Annotated in this window: 18 protein-coding genes; 6 read left to right on the forward strand and 12 right to left on the reverse strand. The window is 50.7% G+C overall.

Annotated elements, in window-relative coordinates; genetic code table 11:
- The first annotated feature begins 26 nt into the window (after positions 1-26).
- Entirely contained in the window at positions 27-524 is a 498-nt protein-coding gene (locus tag QXG22_03630) for a 4Fe-4S dicluster domain-containing protein (protein ID MEM0359086.1), read from the forward strand.
- A complete protein-coding gene (locus tag QXG22_03635; GenBank protein ID MEM0359087.1) occupies positions 521-2,386 on the forward strand; it encodes an aldehyde ferredoxin oxidoreductase family protein in 1,866 nt (621 codons plus the stop codon). The genes QXG22_03630 and QXG22_03635 overlap by 4 nt, the downstream gene beginning before the upstream one ends.
- On the opposite strand, the gene QXG22_03640 is transcribed toward QXG22_03635, so the two are convergent.
- Genes QXG22_03640 through QXG22_03655 form a run of 4 tightly spaced genes read right to left on the reverse strand, consistent with a single transcriptional unit; the run spans position 2,372 to position 6,535 of the window.
- A complete protein-coding gene (locus tag QXG22_03640; GenBank protein MEM0359088.1) occupies positions 2,372-3,343 on the reverse strand; it encodes a CoA-transferase in 972 nt (323 codons plus the stop codon). The genes QXG22_03635 and QXG22_03640 overlap by 15 nt on opposite strands.
- Positions 3,331-4,356 (reverse strand): CoA-transferase, encoded by a 1,026-nt coding sequence (locus QXG22_03645; GenBank protein MEM0359089.1) that lies wholly within the window; start codon positions 4,354-4,356, stop codon positions 3,331-3,333. The genes QXG22_03640 and QXG22_03645 overlap by 13 nt, the downstream gene beginning before the upstream one ends.
- A gap of 15 nt (positions 4,357-4,371) precedes the next feature.
- Positions 4,372-5,847, reverse strand: a complete 1,476-nt coding sequence (locus QXG22_03650) for an FAD-binding oxidoreductase (protein ID MEM0359090.1) — start codon at positions 5,845-5,847, stop codon at positions 4,372-4,374.
- A gap of 1 nt (position 5,848) precedes the next feature.
- Complete coding sequence (locus QXG22_03655; GenBank protein MEM0359091.1) at positions 5,849-6,535, reverse strand: hypothetical protein; 687 nt, start codon at positions 6,533-6,535, stop codon at positions 5,849-5,851.
- A 143-nt stretch (positions 6,536-6,678) separates the two neighbouring features.
- Here QXG22_03655 and QXG22_03660 point away from each other — a divergent pair, with 143 nt between their 5' ends.
- Positions 6,679-7,905, forward strand: coding sequence for a heterodisulfide reductase-related iron-sulfur binding cluster (locus tag QXG22_03660; protein ID MEM0359092.1), 1,227 nt, complete (start codon positions 6,679-6,681; stop codon positions 7,903-7,905).
- A gap of 11 nt (positions 7,906-7,916) precedes the next feature.
- On the opposite strand, the gene QXG22_03665 is transcribed toward QXG22_03660, so the two are convergent.
- The 5 genes from QXG22_03665 to QXG22_03685 form a co-directional block, all read right to left on the reverse strand.
- A complete protein-coding gene (locus QXG22_03665; protein ID MEM0359093.1) occupies positions 7,917-8,153 on the reverse strand; it encodes a hypothetical protein in 237 nt (78 codons plus the stop codon).
- 9 nt (positions 8,154-8,162) lie between these two features.
- Complete coding sequence (locus QXG22_03670; protein MEM0359094.1) at positions 8,163-9,005, reverse strand: hypothetical protein; 843 nt, start codon at positions 9,003-9,005, stop codon at positions 8,163-8,165.
- Position 9,006: 1 nt separating this feature from the next.
- Positions 9,007-10,623 carry a methyl coenzyme M reductase system, component A2 gene (atwA, locus tag QXG22_03675; protein MEM0359095.1) on the reverse strand — a complete coding sequence of 539 codons (1,617 nt, stop codon included), beginning with the start codon at positions 10,621-10,623 and terminating at the stop codon, positions 9,007-9,009.
- A 70-nt stretch (positions 10,624-10,693) separates the two neighbouring features.
- The gene (locus QXG22_03680) at positions 10,694-10,927 is read right to left on the reverse strand and encodes a hypothetical protein (GenBank protein ID MEM0359096.1); all 234 of its coding nucleotides are present in this window, start codon (positions 10,925-10,927) and stop codon (positions 10,694-10,696) included.
- Positions 10,928-10,997: 70 nt separating this feature from the next.
- A complete protein-coding gene (locus tag QXG22_03685) occupies positions 10,998-12,824 on the reverse strand; it encodes an arginine--tRNA ligase (protein ID MEM0359097.1) in 1,827 nt (608 codons plus the stop codon).
- A gap of 80 nt (positions 12,825-12,904) precedes the next feature.
- On the opposite strand from QXG22_03685, the gene QXG22_03690 reads away from it, so the two are divergent.
- A complete protein-coding gene (locus QXG22_03690) occupies positions 12,905-14,191 on the forward strand; it encodes a tRNA(Ile)(2)-agmatinylcytidine synthase (GenBank protein ID MEM0359098.1) in 1,287 nt (428 codons plus the stop codon).
- Between the two features lie 519 nt (positions 14,192-14,710).
- On the opposite strand, the gene QXG22_03695 is transcribed toward QXG22_03690, so the two are convergent.
- On the reverse strand, positions 14,711-15,484 hold the full coding sequence (locus QXG22_03695) for a transcription initiation factor IIB family protein (GenBank protein ID MEM0359099.1): 774 nt from the start codon (positions 15,482-15,484) through the stop codon (positions 14,711-14,713).
- An 83-nt stretch (positions 15,485-15,567) separates the two neighbouring features.
- On the reverse strand, positions 15,568-16,836 hold the full coding sequence (locus QXG22_03700; GenBank protein ID MEM0359100.1) for an NAD(P)/FAD-dependent oxidoreductase: 1,269 nt from the start codon (positions 16,834-16,836) through the stop codon (positions 15,568-15,570).
- Positions 16,837-16,847: 11 nt separating this feature from the next.
- Here QXG22_03700 and QXG22_03705 point away from each other — a divergent pair, with 11 nt between their 5' ends.
- Both QXG22_03705 and QXG22_03710 read left to right on the forward strand, forming a co-directional pair.
- On the forward strand, positions 16,848-17,327 hold the full coding sequence (locus tag QXG22_03705) for a DUF5615 family PIN-like protein (protein ID MEM0359101.1): 480 nt from the start codon (positions 16,848-16,850) through the stop codon (positions 17,325-17,327).
- Complete coding sequence (locus QXG22_03710) at positions 17,257-17,931, forward strand: TIGR00296 family protein (GenBank protein ID MEM0359102.1); 675 nt, start codon at positions 17,257-17,259, stop codon at positions 17,929-17,931. Before QXG22_03705 ends, QXG22_03710 begins: the two co-directional genes overlap by 71 nt.
- Here the strand turns inward: QXG22_03710 and QXG22_03715 are convergent, their stop codons facing one another.
- A complete protein-coding gene (locus QXG22_03715) occupies positions 17,932-18,615 on the reverse strand; it encodes a PHP domain-containing protein (GenBank protein ID MEM0359103.1) in 684 nt (227 codons plus the stop codon).
- Positions 18,616-18,621 lie beyond the last annotated feature (6 nt).

An 18,621-nucleotide genomic window follows, 5' to 3' on the forward strand; every position in this document is an offset into this window, starting at 1 on the left:
TTAACCCTGAAGTAGGAAAGGGAGGAATGCGCCAGTATCTAAAGGTTGATCTGGACAAGTGTACTGGTTGCAGAACTTGTGAAGTGGTCTGCGCGGAAGTCAAAACGAAGGAATGCAATCCCAAGAAGTCGTTGATAAGGGTAACTTTTGTCCCACCCTATTTCTTTCTTCCCATCAACTGTCAATTCTGCGATCGACCCCCGTGTGTCAGCTCCTGTCCTGAAAGCGCTCTGGAGGTGGACGAAAAACACAGGATAAGGGTGGATCCCAAGAAATGCATAGGATGCAGCTGGTGTCTGAACGTTTGCCCCTTTGGAGCCATCGTACTGGACGAAGAAACGAACGTGGTCAGGATCTGTGATCTCTGCAATGGGGATCCGGAATGCGTTAAGGCCTGTCCAACCAACGCCCTGGAACTGGTGACTTCCGAGCTCGCAAGCATTAAAAACAGGTTCTCAGCCGCACAGAAGCTGCTGGCCGGGCTCATCTCTTCGAGCGGAATACTGAAAGAGGTGAAGGGATGAAGGGAGGATACAAGGGCAAAATATTGAGGGTAAACCTCTCCACCGGTAGAATTGAAAAGGAGAACCTTTCCCCCGAATTGGCCAGGAAGTTTCTGGGTGGAGTAGGATTGGGAAGTTATCTCCTCTTCAAGGAGGTACCAGCCGGAACGGATCCTTTGGGTGAATCGAACAAACTCTTTTTCTGCACCGGTCCACTTACCGGCACCAGGATCCCCACGGGAAGATACGTGGTGGTTTTCAAATCACCCCTCACCTCCATCTTGGGATGGTCCAGCTCAGCCGGACACTGGGGTCCAGAATTGAAGTTCGCAGGATACGATCTCCTCATCGTAGAAGGGGCTTCTTCCTCTCCCGTCTACCTCTGGATCGATGACGACTTCGTCGAACTGAGAAAGGCCCAACATCTTTGGGGGGCCACCACGAGCGAAACACAGCGGAGGATAAGGAAGGAACTGGGAGACGAAGAGGTGAGGATTGCTTGCATAGGGCCTGCAGGTGAAAGGCTCGTAAGGTTTGCCTCCATTATCAACGATGAGGGAAGGGCGGCCGGGAGGTGCGGGGCAGGGGCGGTGATGGGTTCAAAGAAACTCAAAGCGATAGCGGTGAGGGGACATGGGGGGGTGAAGGTAGCGGATCCGGAAAGGGTTTCCGAGCTGGTCAAAAGGATGTACGAGGTGTGGAAATCCGAACCCTTCGTCCGCTCCCTCCACCTCTACGGCACGAACGCCATGACCTCCTTCACGAGCGGTATTGCTGCCTTCCCCACTAGGAACTTCCAAAGCGGATGGTTTGAGGAATGGGAGAAACTTTCTGGACCCACCCTCTCCAAGACTTTGTTGGTGAAAAAAGCGGGATGCTTTGGATGCCCAATAGCCTGTGGTAGGGTTTCGGTCGTGAAATCCGGTCCCTATCAAGGAATGGTGGTTTGGGGTCCTGAGTACGAACACGTGAACACCTTCGGAGCCGGATGCGGGAACTCTGACCTGGAAATCGTTTCCATCTGCCACCAACTCGTCAACGAATACGGAATGGATGGGATAAGCTGTGGAAGAGCCATCTCCTTCGCCATGGAATGCTACGAAAAGGGGCTCCTAAAGAAAGAGGAAGCGGATGGCCTGGACCTCACCTGGGGAAACAAGGAAACGATAGTGGAACTGGTGAAGAGGATAGGGGAGAGGAGGGGGATAGGAGATCTGCTGGCGGAGGGCACAAGGCTGGCCGCCAAAAGGTTGGGAAGGGGAACGGAAAAATACGCTATGCAAACTAAGGGGCTGGAGTATGCCGGCTACGAACCGAGGGGGATGAAGGGAATGGCCCTCACCTATGCCCTAGGCAACAGGGGAGGATGCCATATCACCACCGGCATGCTCTACCTCGACATAGGAACCATGACTTGGATGTATCCGCTGGATTCCCCCCTGGATCCTCAAGTGCTCGACTTGGAAAAGGTGAAGGCCGAGATAGCCCTGGAACGCAGATATACGGTGATAGAAGCGGCCGTGCTTTGCAAGTTCTTCGCCGGAATAGTCTTCACCCCTTCCCTCCTGGCCTCTTCCCTCTCCGCCGTCACGGGTTGGGAAATGGACGAAGGGGAGGTGGATCGAATTGGAGAAAGGATCTGGACCCTCCAGCGAATGTTCAACGTGAGGGAGGGAATAAGCCGAAAGGATGACACCCTGCCCGAGAGGTTCTTTACCGAACCCCTCCCCGACGGTTTTTCCCAAGGACAGGTGCTGGATCGGAAGACCTTCGAGGAGATGCTCGACACCTATTATCGGATGGTGGGATGGGACGAAAACGGGATACCCCGAGAGGAGAAGATAAGGGAGCTGGGATTGGAAGAATTTTTACCCCTTCGCTGAACCCCCCATCCACTTCCCTATTTCCTTCTTGAAAAAGCTCCCCCTTGCCTCCCTTTTCATCGCAATCCTTTTCTTTATGGCCTCCCTCTCTTCGTCCCTTATTTCCACTATCCTCGTGATGAGGGGTTCGTCCGAAGGCTCGAGCATCCAGTGCTTCTCCGTAATCTTTTCCATGATGTAGTAATCCCTCCTCAGAGCGGTGAGGGGGGAAAATTCTCTGATGAACTTGAGCTCCTCCGGAGAGGGAAGGGGAGCCACTTTCACCCCGTCCTCGGCCAGCTTGAGATCCCAGGGCACTTCCCTCTTTATCTCCTCCACCGAAACCCACGGATACCTCGCATCCAAATACATCTCCTTTGTCTCTGGATGGAACCTGAAGATACCCTTCTTGGTTATGAGGGCTGCCGGGCCGCCGGGCAACCCAGCTTTCTCCCTAGAATCCCCTCCATCCAGCCAGCCAGGGGTAGTCACGTAATCCAACTTTTCCACGAACCTTCCCCCCGCCATGGTGATGAGGAGTCTCTTGGAGAAGCTTCCCACCTCATGTCCTCCACCACTTCCAGGCAGCCTCAAGACGGGATTGAAGTAATCCCCCACGACGGTGGTGTTGATGTTGCCATACTTGTCTATTTGCGAGCATCCAATGATTCCCACATCCACAAATCCCCTGCTAAGAATGGAAAGGAAAACCCCTGCGAAGTCCGTGAGCATCAAGCATCCCTTGGTGGCGGTCAGGTCCGCTATATGCCAGGGAGGACGGTAGGGCTCGGAACCGTAGATTCCCCCCTCCATTAGGATCTTCAAGCGGGGAGCGAAGAATTTCTTCGCCAAGCAAGCGGCCACGATGGGATGACCTTGCCCCACAAAAGCTATTTCCCCATCCCTGAGCTCGCGGGCCAGGGAATAAGCGAGCATTTCCAAAGGGGTAATCCTGATCTTCAAACCTATACCTCCCACTCCACCATTTCCGAAATGGGCTGTTCAAAGAAGCTCCAGTCTATACCCCACCTCTCCATATCCCCTTCGAAAGTAGAACCAAGGTTCACGGTGTCTGAGAGATATTTCTTTGCCCTCAGACTGTTGAGTTTTTCTATTCCGAACCTTTCGATGTAATGCTCTATGTACTCCTTTCGATTCTCCACCCCGAAAATCCACTCATCCATGAAGCTCTCCATCATCTTCCTGGTGAGGAGGGCATACCAGATGAGGAGGAAGGGCTCATCCATGTCGTAGTATCCAAGGCACTCCATGGGATGGGCCCCCCACTCTTCATGGACTAGGGCATTAACCCTGAACTCCGGAAGAACGGTAAGGAAGGGAGACCTCCTTATGTTCTCCTCATCCACTATCTCCTCCACGCTGGCGATGATCACCTTGCTCGCCAGGGCCGCATATACCGTGTCACCCAAAGGCCCCCAAAGTTGCACGTTTCCGTTCTTATCAGCACGCTGGGCATGGATCAAAGCCACATCCGGGTTGAGGGGTGGGACCAGGACCACCTTTTCCTTTGGGTTGAAGGGGTTCTCGACCACCTTCATCTTGTTTTCCCCCTCGAAACTCCTAATCCTGGAGATGTCACTTTGGAGGAGGGAATTTGCCTTCACGGGGAAAAAGGGTAGACCCCAAGCCCCTGCCAAAAGCCTAGCAGCAACCGTCCAGTTGGTATAATCTTCCACCTCCACTTTCTTCTCCTTCAGCATCTTGTCGATGGGGGAATAGTAAGAAGTTGGAGACATGCGCAGATGCCAGGAGGTTAAAATCCTCTTCACGCAACCGGCCGCCAAGAGCTGGTCGGAAGCCATGAAACCGGAAGATTTGATGAGGTATAGGTTCCTTTTCTTCTGCCTTATCACCTCATGGACAAGGGCAAAGGGCTCGGAAGTGGCGAAGTTCGCTAGGGTAAGGCTACATCCATCCCTCACGAACTTCTTGACGGCCTCTTTGGCCGTCATGAGCTTATCTGGTTCCATCCTTCCAACACCAACCTACTCGGGGAAAACCTTTCCTGGATTCATGATGTTGTTGGGGTCCAGAAGCTTCTTGATCTTCCACCAAAGTTCACCCATACATCCCTTGAGCCTGGGAATGGTACTCTCGAAGACCCCCGGGTAGGGTCTGAACCAGCAATAGATTCCCAAATCGATGAGTTTCTGATACATTATCTCCGTGAATTTCTTGATCTTCTCCGTGTTCCTCTCATCGGTGGAATCCCAGAAACTGTCGAACTCATAATAGGTCAGCTGGCCCACGTAGGGATAGGCTGGAATTCCCACGATGGAGAGCTCCTCCGTAATCCCCAGACCCTTCCATATCTTGAGGGCCTCGAAGAAGTACTTGTCGAACCTGTCCAGCGGGCCCCACCAGGCCAGGGCATAGTAGTTCCCCAATCTAAACCATCTAAAGATTCTCCTTGCCGCCTTCAATTCGTCCCTGAGCATTTTGGACATGAGAACCACTTCCCTTCCCTCGTCTATGTTGTCCCAGTGTTTCTTGATTTCTTTCTCTACCACCGATCTTGCATATTTCACGAATTCTCTAGAACCTTCAATGGAACCCAACACCACCCAGTCACCTAGGGTCCCCTTGAAAGCCTCTATGTCTTCCCTTCTTTCCACGAGGGTAATCGCTGCCGCTACCCAGTGGAGGATCACGCCAAAGGTTATGACGGGAGGGTCGTGAAGCATGAGGTCGTGCATGAAAGCCATTGCCCTGCGCAGGGGTCCTTCCTCGGGCTCACCTTCCCTCTGGCTAAACCCACACATGAACATCTCCTGACGTTCGGGTAAGGGGTAGAGCTTTACCGCCATTTTGGTCACTACTCCCATAATCCCTGGCTGACCCTGGAAGAGACCCGCCAGATCAGGACCGAAATACCTGAAGTATGGACCGATGTTGGGGAAAGCCATGGCCCCAGTGTAAAGGATCTCACCCGTGGGCAGAACTATCTCCATCCCCAGCACCTGCTCCCCAGTATGACCGTACCTCGGACCTATGTTGGACACTCCCCTCAACAAACAGTTGGAGAGCATGTTAACCGTGGAAGGTGCTCCCGGGATGACTGGTCTCAATCCATACTTCTCCGCTTCATCAGCCAGTTTGGCACAGCTAACACCCGGACCTATGATGGCCGCCCTGTTCTTCGGATCTATTTCCAAATAGTCCATTCTCTTCAAATCCAGGATGATACCACCATGGTGGGGGATGGTGAGACCCCTAACATTGGTGTTGCTGCTTACGGGGATTACGGGTATTCTATACCTGTTGGCGAGGCGAAGGATCTTCTGAACTTCTTCCACGGTCTTCGGTCTGACCACGTAATCGGGCATGTGCATACCCGCGATGGGCCAGTGCTGATCCCTGGAATAAGGAATGAGAAGGGCTGGATCGGCAGAAGCATGCTCGGGTCCCACGATGTCTTGGAGGAGGGCCAAAATCCTGTCCTTCTGGACTCCCGCTTCCATGCTACCTCCCCATCCTCTCTTTTAGTGTGGGAATGAGGGGAAGAAGGTCCTCCCCTCCCAAGATCTCCCTCAACCAGTCCGTGAAATCTGTCCTTCCCATGAGGAGGAAACCCCTCATGGTGGCAGGCATCGGATAGATGGCTGCCCTTTTCCTTATCTCAAGCAGATCGTAGTTGAGGGTACATTTCGCATCCAAGTTTTCGTCCGGTATAGCCATTCCCTCCTCGAAATCCTTCAGGTAGCCTACTCCGGTGAAGAGTTTATAACTTTTGTCTTTCCGGGTGGGATCCACGATCTCACTGGCAAATATTAATCCTGTGGGATTTTTCCAATAAACGCTTTTACCCTTAAACGCGTCCCGCAAAGGAGTACCCGCAACGGGATGGGTGAGGTTGAGATCCAATCTCCTATAATCCGTGACATAACCCTCATCGAATCTTATCAAATAAGAGAAAACGACTTCGTTGGCTTCATTCAATACATGACAGGCCATTTCAGCCTTCATTCCGAAAAGGGTTCTTGCTTCTGCAGCTCCCGTCCTTATGAGACACGGGAGATAGGGTGAAAAGGCAACATAGATTACGGTATCACCTGAAAGCTTCCCTTCACGCACCAGAGAAGCTTTTTCTTTGTTGTCTATGGCCCTCCGCTCTATTTCTTGGATCAGCTCCTGTTCCGTAAGGGGCATCCTCTTTCTTCACCTCGAATGTTTATAAACTTATCGGATATTCTTCCTCTTTGTCATAAAAAAGAAGAAAATTTTTCCTTTTTGTGATTACTTCCAAACACATAAAGCGAAATACTTATAAAGAAAACAAGCCGTAGATTTTTGTGCCTCCGAAAACTGAGACGATAAAGAAGTGGCACAAGTTAAGTTACCTCTGTGCTCACTGTAGGGCATGCGCTGTGGGGGATTACCACAAACTGGGAAGAGTGGTGAACAACTGTCCCAGCGGAACCTACTTCGGTCACGAAGCTTTCTACTCCTATGGAAAGATGGAGCTCGTGAGGGGACTGAACGAGGACATCATCACTGTACCCACTCAAGCTTTCTTGAACGTCGTTTACGGGTGTACTCTGTGTGGTTCTTGCTCGGTCAATTGTAAAGAGCACTCAGGGCTAGGATACAAAGCCGAAGACACCGTGAAGATCATGGAGGATCTCAGGGCCTACTTGGCGGAGATAGGATGGGGTCCCCTCCCGGCTCATGTTAAATACGGGGAAAGCGTGAGGGTCAACCACAATCCTTATCATGAACCCTCCCAAAATCGGGCAGTCTGGGCCAACGGGAGTAAATATCCCAGAAAGGCCGAGACCATCTACTTTGTAGGATGTACCGCCTCGTACCGTCAGCAAATGATTGCCCGATCCACGGTAGAGATTTTCAAGAAACTGGGAATAGAATTCGGTCTCTTGGGAGAGGATGAATGGTGCTGTGGCTCTCCCCTGCTGCGCACAGGACAGAGGAAGTTGGCTGAAGAGGTGGCTAAGCACAACATGGATGTCCTGAAGGATGCAGGGGCGAAAAGGGTCATCACCTCCTGCGGAGGATGTTACAAGACCTTGAAGCTCGATTATCCCAAGATGTTCGGATTACAACCGGATTTTGAAATCCTGACCACGGCAGAATTCTTGGATCTACTCCTGAGAGAAGGGAAGCTTCGTTTCTCCAACCCCATCAACCTCCATGTAACTTACCACGATCCCTGCCACTCCGGTAGGCACGTATCCATCTACCTATCGGAGCTAGAAAAGGAGAAAGTTTTTGAACCCCCGAGAAACGTTCTGAAGTCTTTACCTGGCATAAAATTCACTGAAATGCTCAGAAACCGTGAACTTTCATGGTGTTGCGGGGCGGGGGGAGGCGTTAAGTCAGCATACCCGGAGTGGGCCATCTGGACTGCTACGGAAAGATTGAAGGAGGCCCAAGAAACAGGTGCCCAAGCCATTGTCTCCACTTGTCCCTTCTGTAGAAGAAATCTGAGCGATGCGGTAGAGGCTTCCAACATACCTTTACAAGTCTACGACCTCACAGAATTAGTAGCCAAGGCCCTGTAAGTAGCTTAAGGTTAGGTAACCACAGGTAGTTCTTTCAGGTAGGGATTCCCACACTTCGGACATTCCGGCTCTTTAACGGCTTCTTCCGGAAGTCCTATCCAAGTACATTTGGGACATTGTAACTTTCCATCCCTTCTCTTGAGGATGCGGAAGAGCTTCAAGTGTCCGGTGCCGCAGTCTGGGCACACATACACCATGACCGTCTCCTCTTCACGCCCCTTCCAGCCACAGGCTGTACATTCCAGCAATTTCCCACCTCACTTCTTTCCCACGGGACAAGCCAGCATGCATTCGATACAGCATGGGAAGTCCATTTTCCTCTTCTGCCACTCTTGGTAGACCTTGATGAAGGGATATTTGGCAGTATATTTGGGAACCATGACCATAGAAGTGGGTCTAGCGGTTATCCACTCCTCTGGTGGGATCTCTATCTTGGAGAGCATCAGCCAACCTTGGGTGGCCCAAAGACACCTATTGAGCTCGAAGTTGTAGGGAGGCACCTTTTCTCGGGTAAGGGCTTGGGTGGGACAGGCTTCCACACATTTGAAGCAGGTTTTGCAGGTTTCTTCGTAAATCCTACCAGCCAGCCTCGGACCATCGGGTTTCAAAGGAGCATTCGTGATCACGCTCCCGAGCTCTACCCTCGGCCCCCATTCGGGTGTGATAAGGAGGTTGTTGACCCCTATATCCCCTAGGCCCGAAATTTGGGCTAAGTACCTGTGCGAAAGCAGGCAACTCACCCATCTTCTCTCATCCACAGGCAGGTTGGCTTCCAGGGGTGTGGCCTTGTAACCTTTTTTCTCCAGTTCCCTGGAAAGGGCTAAGGCAATTTCATTGAGTCTCTTAAGCATGCTCTCCCTCACCGAAGCGTAGGAAGAAAGAATGACGAAGAAGTCTTCCTTGGAGAAGTCAAGGGAACCTTCCGGATACTTCAGGCAAAAGGAAACCACTGCCTTTGCATCCTTTATGAAAGAGAAGGGGGACGCGAAGAACATGGGTGTTTTGTCCGCTCTTTCCGCCTCTCCTATTCCTACCTTATCCGCACCAAGCGAAAGCGCCAGACGCTTAATTTCCTCCGTCAGGTTTTCATCGTAAGCCATCCTAACCCTCCTCCAACGCGGCCCTTTCCGTTCTTACCATCAAGTCGATGATCTCGTCGGGATCTCCAATGGCCTGGACCTTTCCGTGCCTCATGTACATCGCCCGGTCACAGGCAAGCTTCATAAAGTCGATGTCGTGGCTTATAATCAGATAGGTCTGGCCCAACGCATCCCTGGCACTCCTTATGCTCTTGGCTATCTCCACCCTCGTGATGGGGTCTGCTGTCCCAGTAGGTTCATCCAGAAGAACCAGCTTTGGCTTCTTCATGAGGGATCTCGCTATGCAAACCCTGTGTCTTTCCCCTTCGCTAAGCTGATCGGGGAGTTTGTAGAGGAGATAATCTATCTCGGGATCGGTGAAATTCACCGCTCTCAGAACTTCATAGGCCCTTTGGGTTTTCACCTCTTCAGGTAAGGGTTCCGTCACCACACCGATGAGGTTCTCTAGGATAATCCTCCCCGCATGCAGAGTATACTCCTGATGCAGGATATCCATGTGGACGGTGGCCCTCCCCCTCTCGTCCGGGCCTGGAATGCCCATGTCTATCCATTCTTCCCCTATACGCACGACTATTTTTCCCTGCGTCACGGGTTTGAGACCTATTATCATGTGAGCTAGGGTAGTCTTCCCGCTCCCACTCAATCCCACTATACCGAAGACCTCTCCTTCGTAAATCTCCAAGTCTACACCATCCACAGCCTTTACCAACCCCCTGTCGAAGGTGTAATACCACTTTCTCACCCCTTCGCACTTCACTATGGGTTTAACACCCTTGAACCTCTGGACCTCGAGTTTCTCCACCTTTTCCATGAAGGCCCTGTAGATGTCCTCGGATTTCCCTTTCATCACGGCCTCTCCATTTTCCAGGAGGATGGCCTCTTCCGTGAGCATCTTCACGGCCTCTGGCCAATGGGAGGTGAGCAGGAGGGATACCTTGCTCTTCTCTACGGCTTCCTTTATCACGTTCGAAACCACCACACTGGTGATGGGGTCTAGGGTGCCCGTAGGCTCATCGGCAAGGAAGAGCAGGGGATTCCTTGCCAGGCACATGGCGAAGATAACCCTTTGCTTTTCCCCACCTGAAAGGTCCCTACCCAAGTGGAGAAGCCTGTGCTGGAGCCTCACGCTCGAGAGGAGCTCTACCGCCCTTAGGTCAACCTCTGCCTCGGGATATCCTATGCTCAGTAAGACCCTTCTGATGTTTTCCACTGCTGGGAACTCACTATAGAGGGAGAACCCTCTCTGGGGCATGATGGCTATTCTGTCGTGGATGGATTTTCCAATCCTGCTTTGCTTATTAAGCTCTTCCCAGTAGTTTACTTCTCTGAATTCCATTCTGGTAGAACATTTGGGGCAGGGCTCCCCAGCTTGGGAGGGATATTCTACCCAATGACAATTTGGACAATATGCTACCCTGAAAATGATTTCACCACTTGTGGGCTCATACTCTGGGACCCCACGGATGGCCTGCATGATCACGGACTTTCCCTGTCCGCTTTTACCCAGAAGTCCGAAGGTCTTGGCCTCTCCAAGGGTGAAGGAGATGTTCCTAACAATGGGAAGACCGGGAGTGAATTCCTTGGTAAGATCCTTTACTATTAGGAAATCCTCAGGCATCTCTTTCTTTTTTAATAAACGGTATAAAAAATTTCCCATTGGAGAAAAAGTTTCCCCAAGGTGAAAAACCCTAATGGGTGAAGTACCTAGAGTCCAGTCCGTTCACTTTCTTCCTTACTTCCAGGAGAAGATGGCGAAGATGATTTTCTATTTCTTCCAAATCCATTCCTGCTGGACAAACGATCGCAATGGGATTAGAGCCCAAAATTTTCACCTCTTCTTGGAAAAGTCTGAGAAGGGTCCTGGGAAGAGCTAGCTTTCCCCCTTCGTCCAACTTTCTTCTGAAGATTCTGAGGTCTCCCATCGTATTTCGGGGAGGAAGCTTCTTCCTTAAACTTTGGTCCCAGAGAGTGAGATGACCCGAAGTTATGAAACTACATCCTCTCCAACACGGGGATTCCCAGCAACCTCATGGTGTTCTCCAAAACGACCTTGGTGGCTCTAACCAATCTCAAACGGGAATGACGAAGCTCCTCTGTGCTCGCTTCCAAAACTGGGGCGACTTCGTAGAATTTGTTAAAAGAGAGGGAAAGATCCGCTGCGTATCTCGTCAGTAAACTGGGCTGATATTTTTCTCCGGCCTGTCGGACCGTACCCGGATATTGGGCCAAAAGCTTCAAGAGTTCTTTCTCCTCCCGAAGCTCAAAAACGCAGACGGGCTTGATCTTTCTTTTACCTGCTTTTCTGAGGATGCTACAGGCCCTGGCATAGGAGTACTGAACGGCGGGACCGCTGTTCCTATCGAAGTTGAGAGCCTCTTCCCACTTGAAGACTATTTCCTTTTCAGGGGAAGTGTTGAGGAGGGAAAATCTCACTGCACCCACTGCCACTCCCTCCGGTATTCTCTTTCGAAGGGGCTCGCTCACAGAGCGGTCCTTTACCAGTTCTTTAGCCCTGGAGATGGCCTCCTCCAGCACTTCATCGACGGTGAAACCTATCCAAGTCCCCTTCCTCCCGGAAAACCTGTTGCCCGGAAGACGCACATGCTCGTATGCCAAATGATGGGAATTTTCTGCCTCCCTATGAAAGCCCATGGCCTTCAGGGCGGAAGAAACCACCCGTTGGGGAAATTTTTGTTCTGCCCCCACCACGTTTATAACCATTTCCGCATGACCGAAACGTCTCATTACCCTTCCACCTTTGCATGTGGTGTAGGTCTTGGTCCCATCCCTCCTCTCAGAATGAAACCTAAACTTCAACGTTCGTTCCGTAAGACCAAATTTCCAAAGTTGATAGGCAATGTCCCTAGCTGTATAAACCGCCGTCCCATCCGATCTTATCAAAACTTTCTCCTCTTCGCCAGGTAAACGCAGGACCCAAGTCCCTGCTTTTTCTCCTTCCCCCCTAACCAGATAGGGAGTGCGCTTGAGCCTCTCCAATACTTCCTGGAGAATACCCGACCTGACCAAATCGCTTTCCCAAACCAACAAATCATAACTCACCCCCAGCCTGTCTGTGGTTAGGAGATTGGCCTTCACGCACCTTTCGGCAATTTTCCTAGCCCTCTCCGAAAGCTTCCCTCCCCTTTCCAGTTCGCGAAGTACCTCCTCCACCTTCTTCTCGAGTTCTGGATGATCCTCCAGCAGGTGATGCAATTCCACATACAACCTTCCCAAAATGTGGTCAAATTTTCCCTTCGGTTTCTCCTTTATCTCCGAAAGTGCCACTAGGGTTTCCGCCATCTGTCTTCCCAAGTCATCTATATAGTTGTGTACCTCTACGGTGTAACCCCTCTCCCTCAGAATCCTAGCCACCGTATCCCCCAAAACGGCGTTTCTACCATGACCGATATGCAGGGGTTTGGTAGGATTCACGCTCGTGTGTTCTATTATCACCTTCTTCCCTTTTCCCTCCTCTCCTCTCCCATACCTCTCACCTGCTTTTTCGATTTCAGTCAGGGTGAGATCGGCGAAGGAAGGGAGGTGAACGAAAAAATTCAGGTAGCCACGCACGGCCTCTATCCTCTCCAACAATCCTCTACATCTCATCCTTCCCACGAGTTCCTGTGCTATTTCTTGAGGGGATCTTCCCATCCCTTTGGCCAACTCAAGGCAGAGGGTCGAACTCAGATCTCCCAAACTTGGATCAGGAGGTTGGGTGAGGGTTTCCTCCACCTTGCGAGGTGGCTCCCAACCCAACGAGTTTACCCCCTCCTGCAAGATACTTGCCACTTCTTCCCTTAGTTTGAGCCATGGATCCATGCTCTCATTTTTCTTTTCCCTTTTCCCCCATAAGGATTGGTTCTTTCATAATTCCCAAGTATTTGGACCTCCTCTAAAAGATGATGGAGCTGCACGTGGGGATAGACGATACCGATTCCAAGCGGGGCATGTGTACCACCTATGTGGGAGCTATGGCCATCAAACACCTACAGGAGGAAGGTATGGAGCTTAAGGGCTTTCCTAAGCTGGTTAGGTTGAATCCCATGTGGCCACACAAGACTAGGGGGAACTGCGCAGTGGCTTTTACCTTGGAACTTCCCCCCTCTAGAGTCCAAAAGGCAAAGGAGAGAGTTTTGGAAACCGTGCGATCGCTGGCGGACCTGGAGGTAGAAACTACCAATCCGGGAGTGGTTTTCTATTCTTCCCCCAAAATTCCCGAGGAACTGAAGAGATACAGCAAAAAAGTGGTACAAGAGGTGGTGGAAATGGAAGAAGCAGAGAGGATAGCGAAGAAAATAGGAGCAGAACTTCACAAGTTTAAGGAGGGAAGGGGAATCATCGGGGCCTTGGCGGCTATTGGACATCCCCTAGAAAAAGACTGGACATACGAACTAATCGCTTACCGCAGTAGGAAGTATTGGGGGAAACCGAGGAAGGTGGATCCGGCCTCCGTCTTCATGATGGATCGTCTGACTTATCCACATACCTTCGATAACGTTGATTATGAAACGGGCGAGATAAGGATAACCCCCCATACCCCCTGTCCCGTGCTTTACGGTATCAGGGGAGAAACTCCGGAAGCCGTCCTCAGGGCACATCAACTCGTGAAAACCCTGGAGCCTGTGGAGTTCACCATCATCTACAAAACCAACCAGGGGACCGACGAACACTTGAAGGAGAGCAAGGCTTCGGAGATAAAACCGTATATCTCGGTGATCTTGGAAGGAAGGGTGGTAGGAAATCCCAGGACCATACCAGGTGGACACGTGATCTTCACCCTCGATGACGGGACTGGGAAAGTGGATTGTGCTGCCTATGAACCCACACGGAGTTTCAGGGAGATAGTTAGGGGCTTGAGGGAGGGAGATTTGGTCAGGGTCTTCGGTGGGGTGAGAAAGGAACCAGGAGTTCCTCCCACCATCAATTTGGAGAAACTTTCCATTCTGGAACTGGTTCCCATCTTCAAGAAGAGAAACCCGCGGTGTCCAAACTGCGGGAAGAGCTTGAAGTCCGAAGGAAAGGGGAAGGGATATTCATGTAAGAAATGCGGAAGACATTTCCCACAAGCCAGGCCAGAAATCGAAGAAGTGGAGAGGGGAGTAAAAAAGGGGACCTTCGAGGTGCCTCCCAGATGTAGAAGGCATTTGGCCAAACCCTTAGTTAGAGAAATCCATAGAGAATATTGATGCGGATCATGGGAGTGGATCTGGCTGGGATACCCGCTAATCCCAGTGGAATAGCCTTGCTCCAGGGGTCTACCCTACGCACACTTTTGGTACACGAAGATGAAGAAATCGAAAAACTTTGTGAACGGGAAGGGGTTAAACTCGTCGCCGTGGATGCTCCCCTTTCCTTTCCAAAGCATGGCTCCCTACGCCCTTCAGATCTTGCCCTCATTAGAATGGGGTTTAGGGTCTTTCCCCCAACCCTTTCCGGAATGCGAAGCCTTACCTCTAGAGGGATTTCCCTGAGCCTGAATCTAAGGAAGAAGAAGATCATGGTGATAGAAGTACACCCTAAGACTTCCGGCAAAATCCTTTTTGGCACCTCCAAAAAGGAGGAATGGGCCAGAAGCCTGGTGAAAAGGGGGTGGGAGATAAAGGGAAAAAGGGGAATTCACGAACTGGACGCCTGTGTCTCAGCCATAACAGGTCATCTACACCTACTGGGAAGAACGATCGAAGTGGGGGGGAGGGGAGGTATCATTATTCCGGCAATTTCCTGGAAATCCTTTGGGAAAACCTACACAGACTGGAGACTCCCACCCCCACCTCCTCGGCCACTCTTTTCAGGGTAAGTCCTATCCCCATCTCCCTGGCAGCATTATACAACAGGGCGGCCGCCACTAGGTTGGCGGGTTTTCCACCCATCTCTCCGAACTCACCACAAAGTTCATGGGCCCTTCTCAAAACTTCGGCTGGCAAGTGGAGCTGGGAAGCAAACCTGTCCAAGTAAAGTCTGGGTGAGGAAGGAGGGAGTTTTAACCCCAACTTGCGTCCCAGGGTTTTGGTCATCCTCCTCAAGGCCATTCTAGCCTTCTCCTCTTTCATCTTCTCCCTCTCCACCAACACCCTCACGATTTCCCTTTCCGTCCTAGGAAGACCGCGGAGTCTGCAAACCATGAAAACCAACGAGGCCAAAATCAGGCAGGATTTTTGCCCCCTCGTCAGACCCTCCTTTCTGCATTTGCGGTAAAGCTGACTCACCTCTTTCCTGATCTCATTGGGCAAAGAAAGATCCCCACATATCTTTTCCACTTGGATGAGTGCCTCCCTCAAACTCTTCTCGTGCCACCTCACAGCTCTAGAGCGTTCATGGAGAAAACGCATCCTTCTGAGCTTCGCCCTCTCGCTTGGCGGAAGATCCCTACTCACCTTAAAAGTGGTACCCAACCCCAAATCATGAAGGGCTTCGTCAAGTTCCGAAAAGCCTGAACTTTCTTCGGAATAAGGTAAACTCTGGTGAAACAAGCGTTCCATCAAAACCAAACCGCATGAGGTGCATATTCTTTCCCCTCTTATGCTGTCCTCGATTACTCTGGTACTCCCACAAGAGGGGCATTTCATTCTTCCGTCCCTCCTCTCAACAAAGTCTTGATGCGCTCAGCGGCCTCTTCTCCCAGAATCCCTTCCACCTCCCTTCTTTCCACCATTCTCAGAAGGGCCTTCCCCACCTCCTTTCCTTCCATCAAACACAGAAGGGAGCGCTGGAGTTCCACCTCTTCCCTAGCCAGCCTGATCAGCTCCTTGAACTTCCTATCCCAAGCCACAGAAAGGGATTTATGCAGGACCCTTTCCGCTCTTAGTTCCCCTAGAAATTTTTCCTTCCATCTCTTCTCGTAGGGAAGAAGACCTTCCTTGCTCGTATCCCCCTCCGTTATACTATCCACCGCTACTTCTCCTGCTATCTCCCCGCACTCCAAAACCAAGGAAAGCCCACTCGAGAAAACTCTAGTCTGAGAAGCTGTGCTACCTACAGCAAGAATCCCCTCCCCACAGGAAGGAAGGGAAGGGTCATCGATAGGCAGCTGACTCCTAAAGGATGCTAAGGGAACAGCCCGCTCTAATCTCTTAGGGTTTTCCACTCCCAAGAATTCGTCGAGAGCGGCATCGGGATGTAAACGCAGGCCACTTATACCGAACTGGGCAAATCCATCCTCCAGTGGATAAATCCAAACCTTTCCACCAGGGGCAAAATAGGAAGTAAACCAAATCTCCACTTCCTTCTTCGGAAGAGCATTTGCCATCATGTACTCGCTCAAAAAAATCATTTCCTCTCTTTTCCATCCCCCCAGACGACGCCTGAAAATACCGGAAAGTTCCCAACCGCTTCCACTCGCATCTATGACCACTTCTCCTCCCACTCCTTCCCTCCATCCACCACTCTCCACCACTACCCCCTTCACCCTCTCTTTTTCCGTCAGGAGCTCCTTCACCGGGCTGCCCAACCAAAGCTCAGCTCCAGCCTCAGCCGCTTTAGCGGCCAAAAGTTTTTCTAGAATCTGGCGGTCTATTATCTTTCCTTCAGCTTGGAGGATCAGGTCTTCCCCTACAGCGTGTATATGGAGGGAAGCTACTTCGGAAACCTCGGCTCTCTTGAACTCATGTCTAAAGAAATCATCGGGTACCCAAACTGGGGACTTGGTGGGTCCTCCAACTTGGGATTGAAGTTCCAAGAGTAAGACCTTGGCCCCCTCTTCCGCTGCCTTTTTGGCTGCAGAACAACCTGCAGGGCCCGCTCCTATCACTATTATATCGTAATGCTCCACCTTCCTCCTTTGGCTGAAGCCCTTTTTATAGTGGAAAACACTTTCATGCCAGAAACGAAACAAACACTAGGATAATGAAGTTCTTAACCGATGGGATGTTGGGAAAACTGACCAGATGGTTACGCCTCGCTGGTCAGGATGTCGTCTACGTTGGAGAGCTGAAAATATCGAGCAAAAAGCAGGATCTATACCTAATAAGAAAGGCCAAAAGAGAGGATCGTATACTCTTAACCAAGGACTTAGAATTGTATCGGAGAGCTTGCAAAGCTGGAGTTAAGACCCTCTTTCTGCGGGCAAACACCATTCCTTCCATGTTACGTGAAATTTCCGTAGAATGTGGGAGGAGGATAGAAATAAATCAGGAAAACTCCAGATGTCCTATGTGCAACGGAAGACTGAGGAAAAAGAAAGTGGAAGAAGTCGAAGGGATTCTACCCAAACCTGTAGTGGAAAGAAAAAAGATTTTTTGGGTCTGTTCGGAGTGTGGTAAGATATACTGGAAAGGAAAACATTGGGAAAACATCTCGAAGGTTGCGGAAGAGATTTGGAGGTGAAATCTTGAAACTCACGTTAGAAGAGGGCACCTTTCTTGTAAGGTTGGCAAGAAAGGCCATAGAAAAATATCTCCTGGATGGAGAACTTTTAGAAGAGGAAGTACCCGAAAAACTGAAGAAACCTAGAGGAGTTTTCGTGACCCTCTTGAAACAAGGAGAATTGAGGGGCTGCATAGGTTTTCCCTTTCCCAGCCTTCCTCTGGCAGAAGCCACAATAAAGGCAGCCATTTCTTCTGCAACTTCCGATCCCAGATTTCCACCCGTGACTATGGAAGAAATGGAAGAAATCACCATTGAAGTAAGTGTGTTGAGTCCTCCTGAACTCATTGTGGTGAAGAATCCCAGAGAATATCCTTCCCACGTAAAAATTGGAAGGGATGGATTGATAGTGGAATGGAGGGGCTTTTCCGGTCTTCTCTTGCCTCAAGTAGCTGTGGAATGGAACTGGGACCCGGAAGAATTCCTTTCACAAACTTGTATGAAGGCAGGTCTAGGGGCTGATTTTTGGCTCAGAAAAGACGTTAAGATAAGCAAATTCACTGCCCAGATTTTTTCTGAAATAGAGCCTAGAGGGGAAGTTGAAGAAAGAAAGTTGGAGAAATGATTAAAGAAAATCCAGTATAAGATCTTCTCTCTTCACCCCAAGTTTTCTGAGAACGGACAATTGCCATTCCACCGCTCCTACTTCTCCCAAGTGATGGGCATCCGTTCCTATGCTCAACTTCACCCCCTTGCGAAGACATTCCTGCAAAAACTCCTTGTCGGGAGTCCGGTACTTGGAATTAAGTTCCACTGCCACCTCCGCTCCAGCCAGCTCCTCCACAAACTCTTCCATGTCTTCTCGGGGAATCCAAGGCAGGAGAGACTTATTGTAGTACAGTGGATGGACTAGAATCCTGAAGCTACGAGAGCGCAAGGCCTCCCTCACCGCTCTTAGATATTCCATGGCCTGAGTTCTACAATCTTTGGAATTGAGGTAGTGTACTCCTGCAGTGACCAAATCTAGTTTCTTTAGAATTTCACCATCCAAATCCAAAACCCCGTTTGGACTTATGTTGCTTTCAACGCCGGCTAAGATCCTAAATCCGCTTTCTTCCCGCATCCTACGCACTTCCTCGGCTAATTGTAGAAACTTTGGAGCTTCTGCTCCTACACTAAGACCCGGACCATGATCGGTGATGGCCACGGCCTCCAGAGCCCTTCCGGCTGCCGCTTCTAATACCAAATCCGAAGAAGCAGAGCCATCTGAGTAAATAGTGTGAATATGAAAGTCAAATTTTGGTATCATCGATTT

It is taken from the genome of Candidatus Hadarchaeales archaeon, from assembly GCA_038736355.1.
GTDB lineage: Archaea > Hadarchaeota > Hadarchaeia > Hadarchaeales > WYZ-LMO6 > WYZ-LMO6.

Bases quoted from the DNA above. Each gene is read 5' to 3' on its own strand.
- QXG22_03630 (MEM0359086.1), top strand. From the start codon at position 27: ATGCGCCAGTATCTAAAGGTTGATCTGGACAAGTGTACTGGTTGCAGA.
- QXG22_03635 (MEM0359087.1), top strand. From the start codon at position 521: ATGAAGGGAGGATACAAGGGCAAAATATTGAGGGTAAACCTCTCCACC.
- QXG22_03645 (MEM0359089.1), bottom strand. From the start codon at position 4,356: ATGGAACCAGATAAGCTCATGACGGCCAAAGAGGCCGTCAAGAAGTTC.
- QXG22_03650 (MEM0359090.1), bottom strand. From the start codon at position 5,847: ATGGAAGCGGGAGTCCAGAAGGACAGGATTTTGGCCCTCCTCCAAGAC.
- QXG22_03655 (MEM0359091.1), bottom strand. From the start codon at position 6,535: ATGCCCCTTACGGAACAGGAGCTGATCCAAGAAATAGAGCGGAGGGCC.
- QXG22_03670 (MEM0359094.1), bottom strand. From the start codon at position 9,005: ATGGCTTACGATGAAAACCTGACGGAGGAAATTAAGCGTCTGGCGCTT.
- atwA (MEM0359095.1), bottom strand. From the start codon at position 10,623: ATGCCTGAGGATTTCCTAATAGTAAAGGATCTTACCAAGGAATTCACT.
- QXG22_03680 (MEM0359096.1), bottom strand. From the start codon at position 10,927: ATGGGAGACCTCAGAATCTTCAGAAGAAAGTTGGACGAAGGGGGAAAG.
- QXG22_03685 (MEM0359097.1), bottom strand. From the start codon at position 12,824: ATGGATCCATGGCTCAAACTAAGGGAAGAAGTGGCAAGTATCTTGCAG.
- QXG22_03690 (MEM0359098.1), top strand. From the start codon at position 12,905: ATGATGGAGCTGCACGTGGGGATAGACGATACCGATTCCAAGCGGGGC.
- QXG22_03695 (MEM0359099.1), bottom strand. From the start codon at position 15,484: ATGGAACGCTTGTTTCACCAGAGTTTACCTTATTCCGAAGAAAGTTCA.
- QXG22_03705 (MEM0359101.1), top strand. From the start codon at position 16,848: ATGAAGTTCTTAACCGATGGGATGTTGGGAAAACTGACCAGATGGTTA.
- QXG22_03715 (MEM0359103.1), bottom strand. From the start codon at position 18,615: ATGATACCAAAATTTGACTTTCATATTCACACTATTTACTCAGATGGC.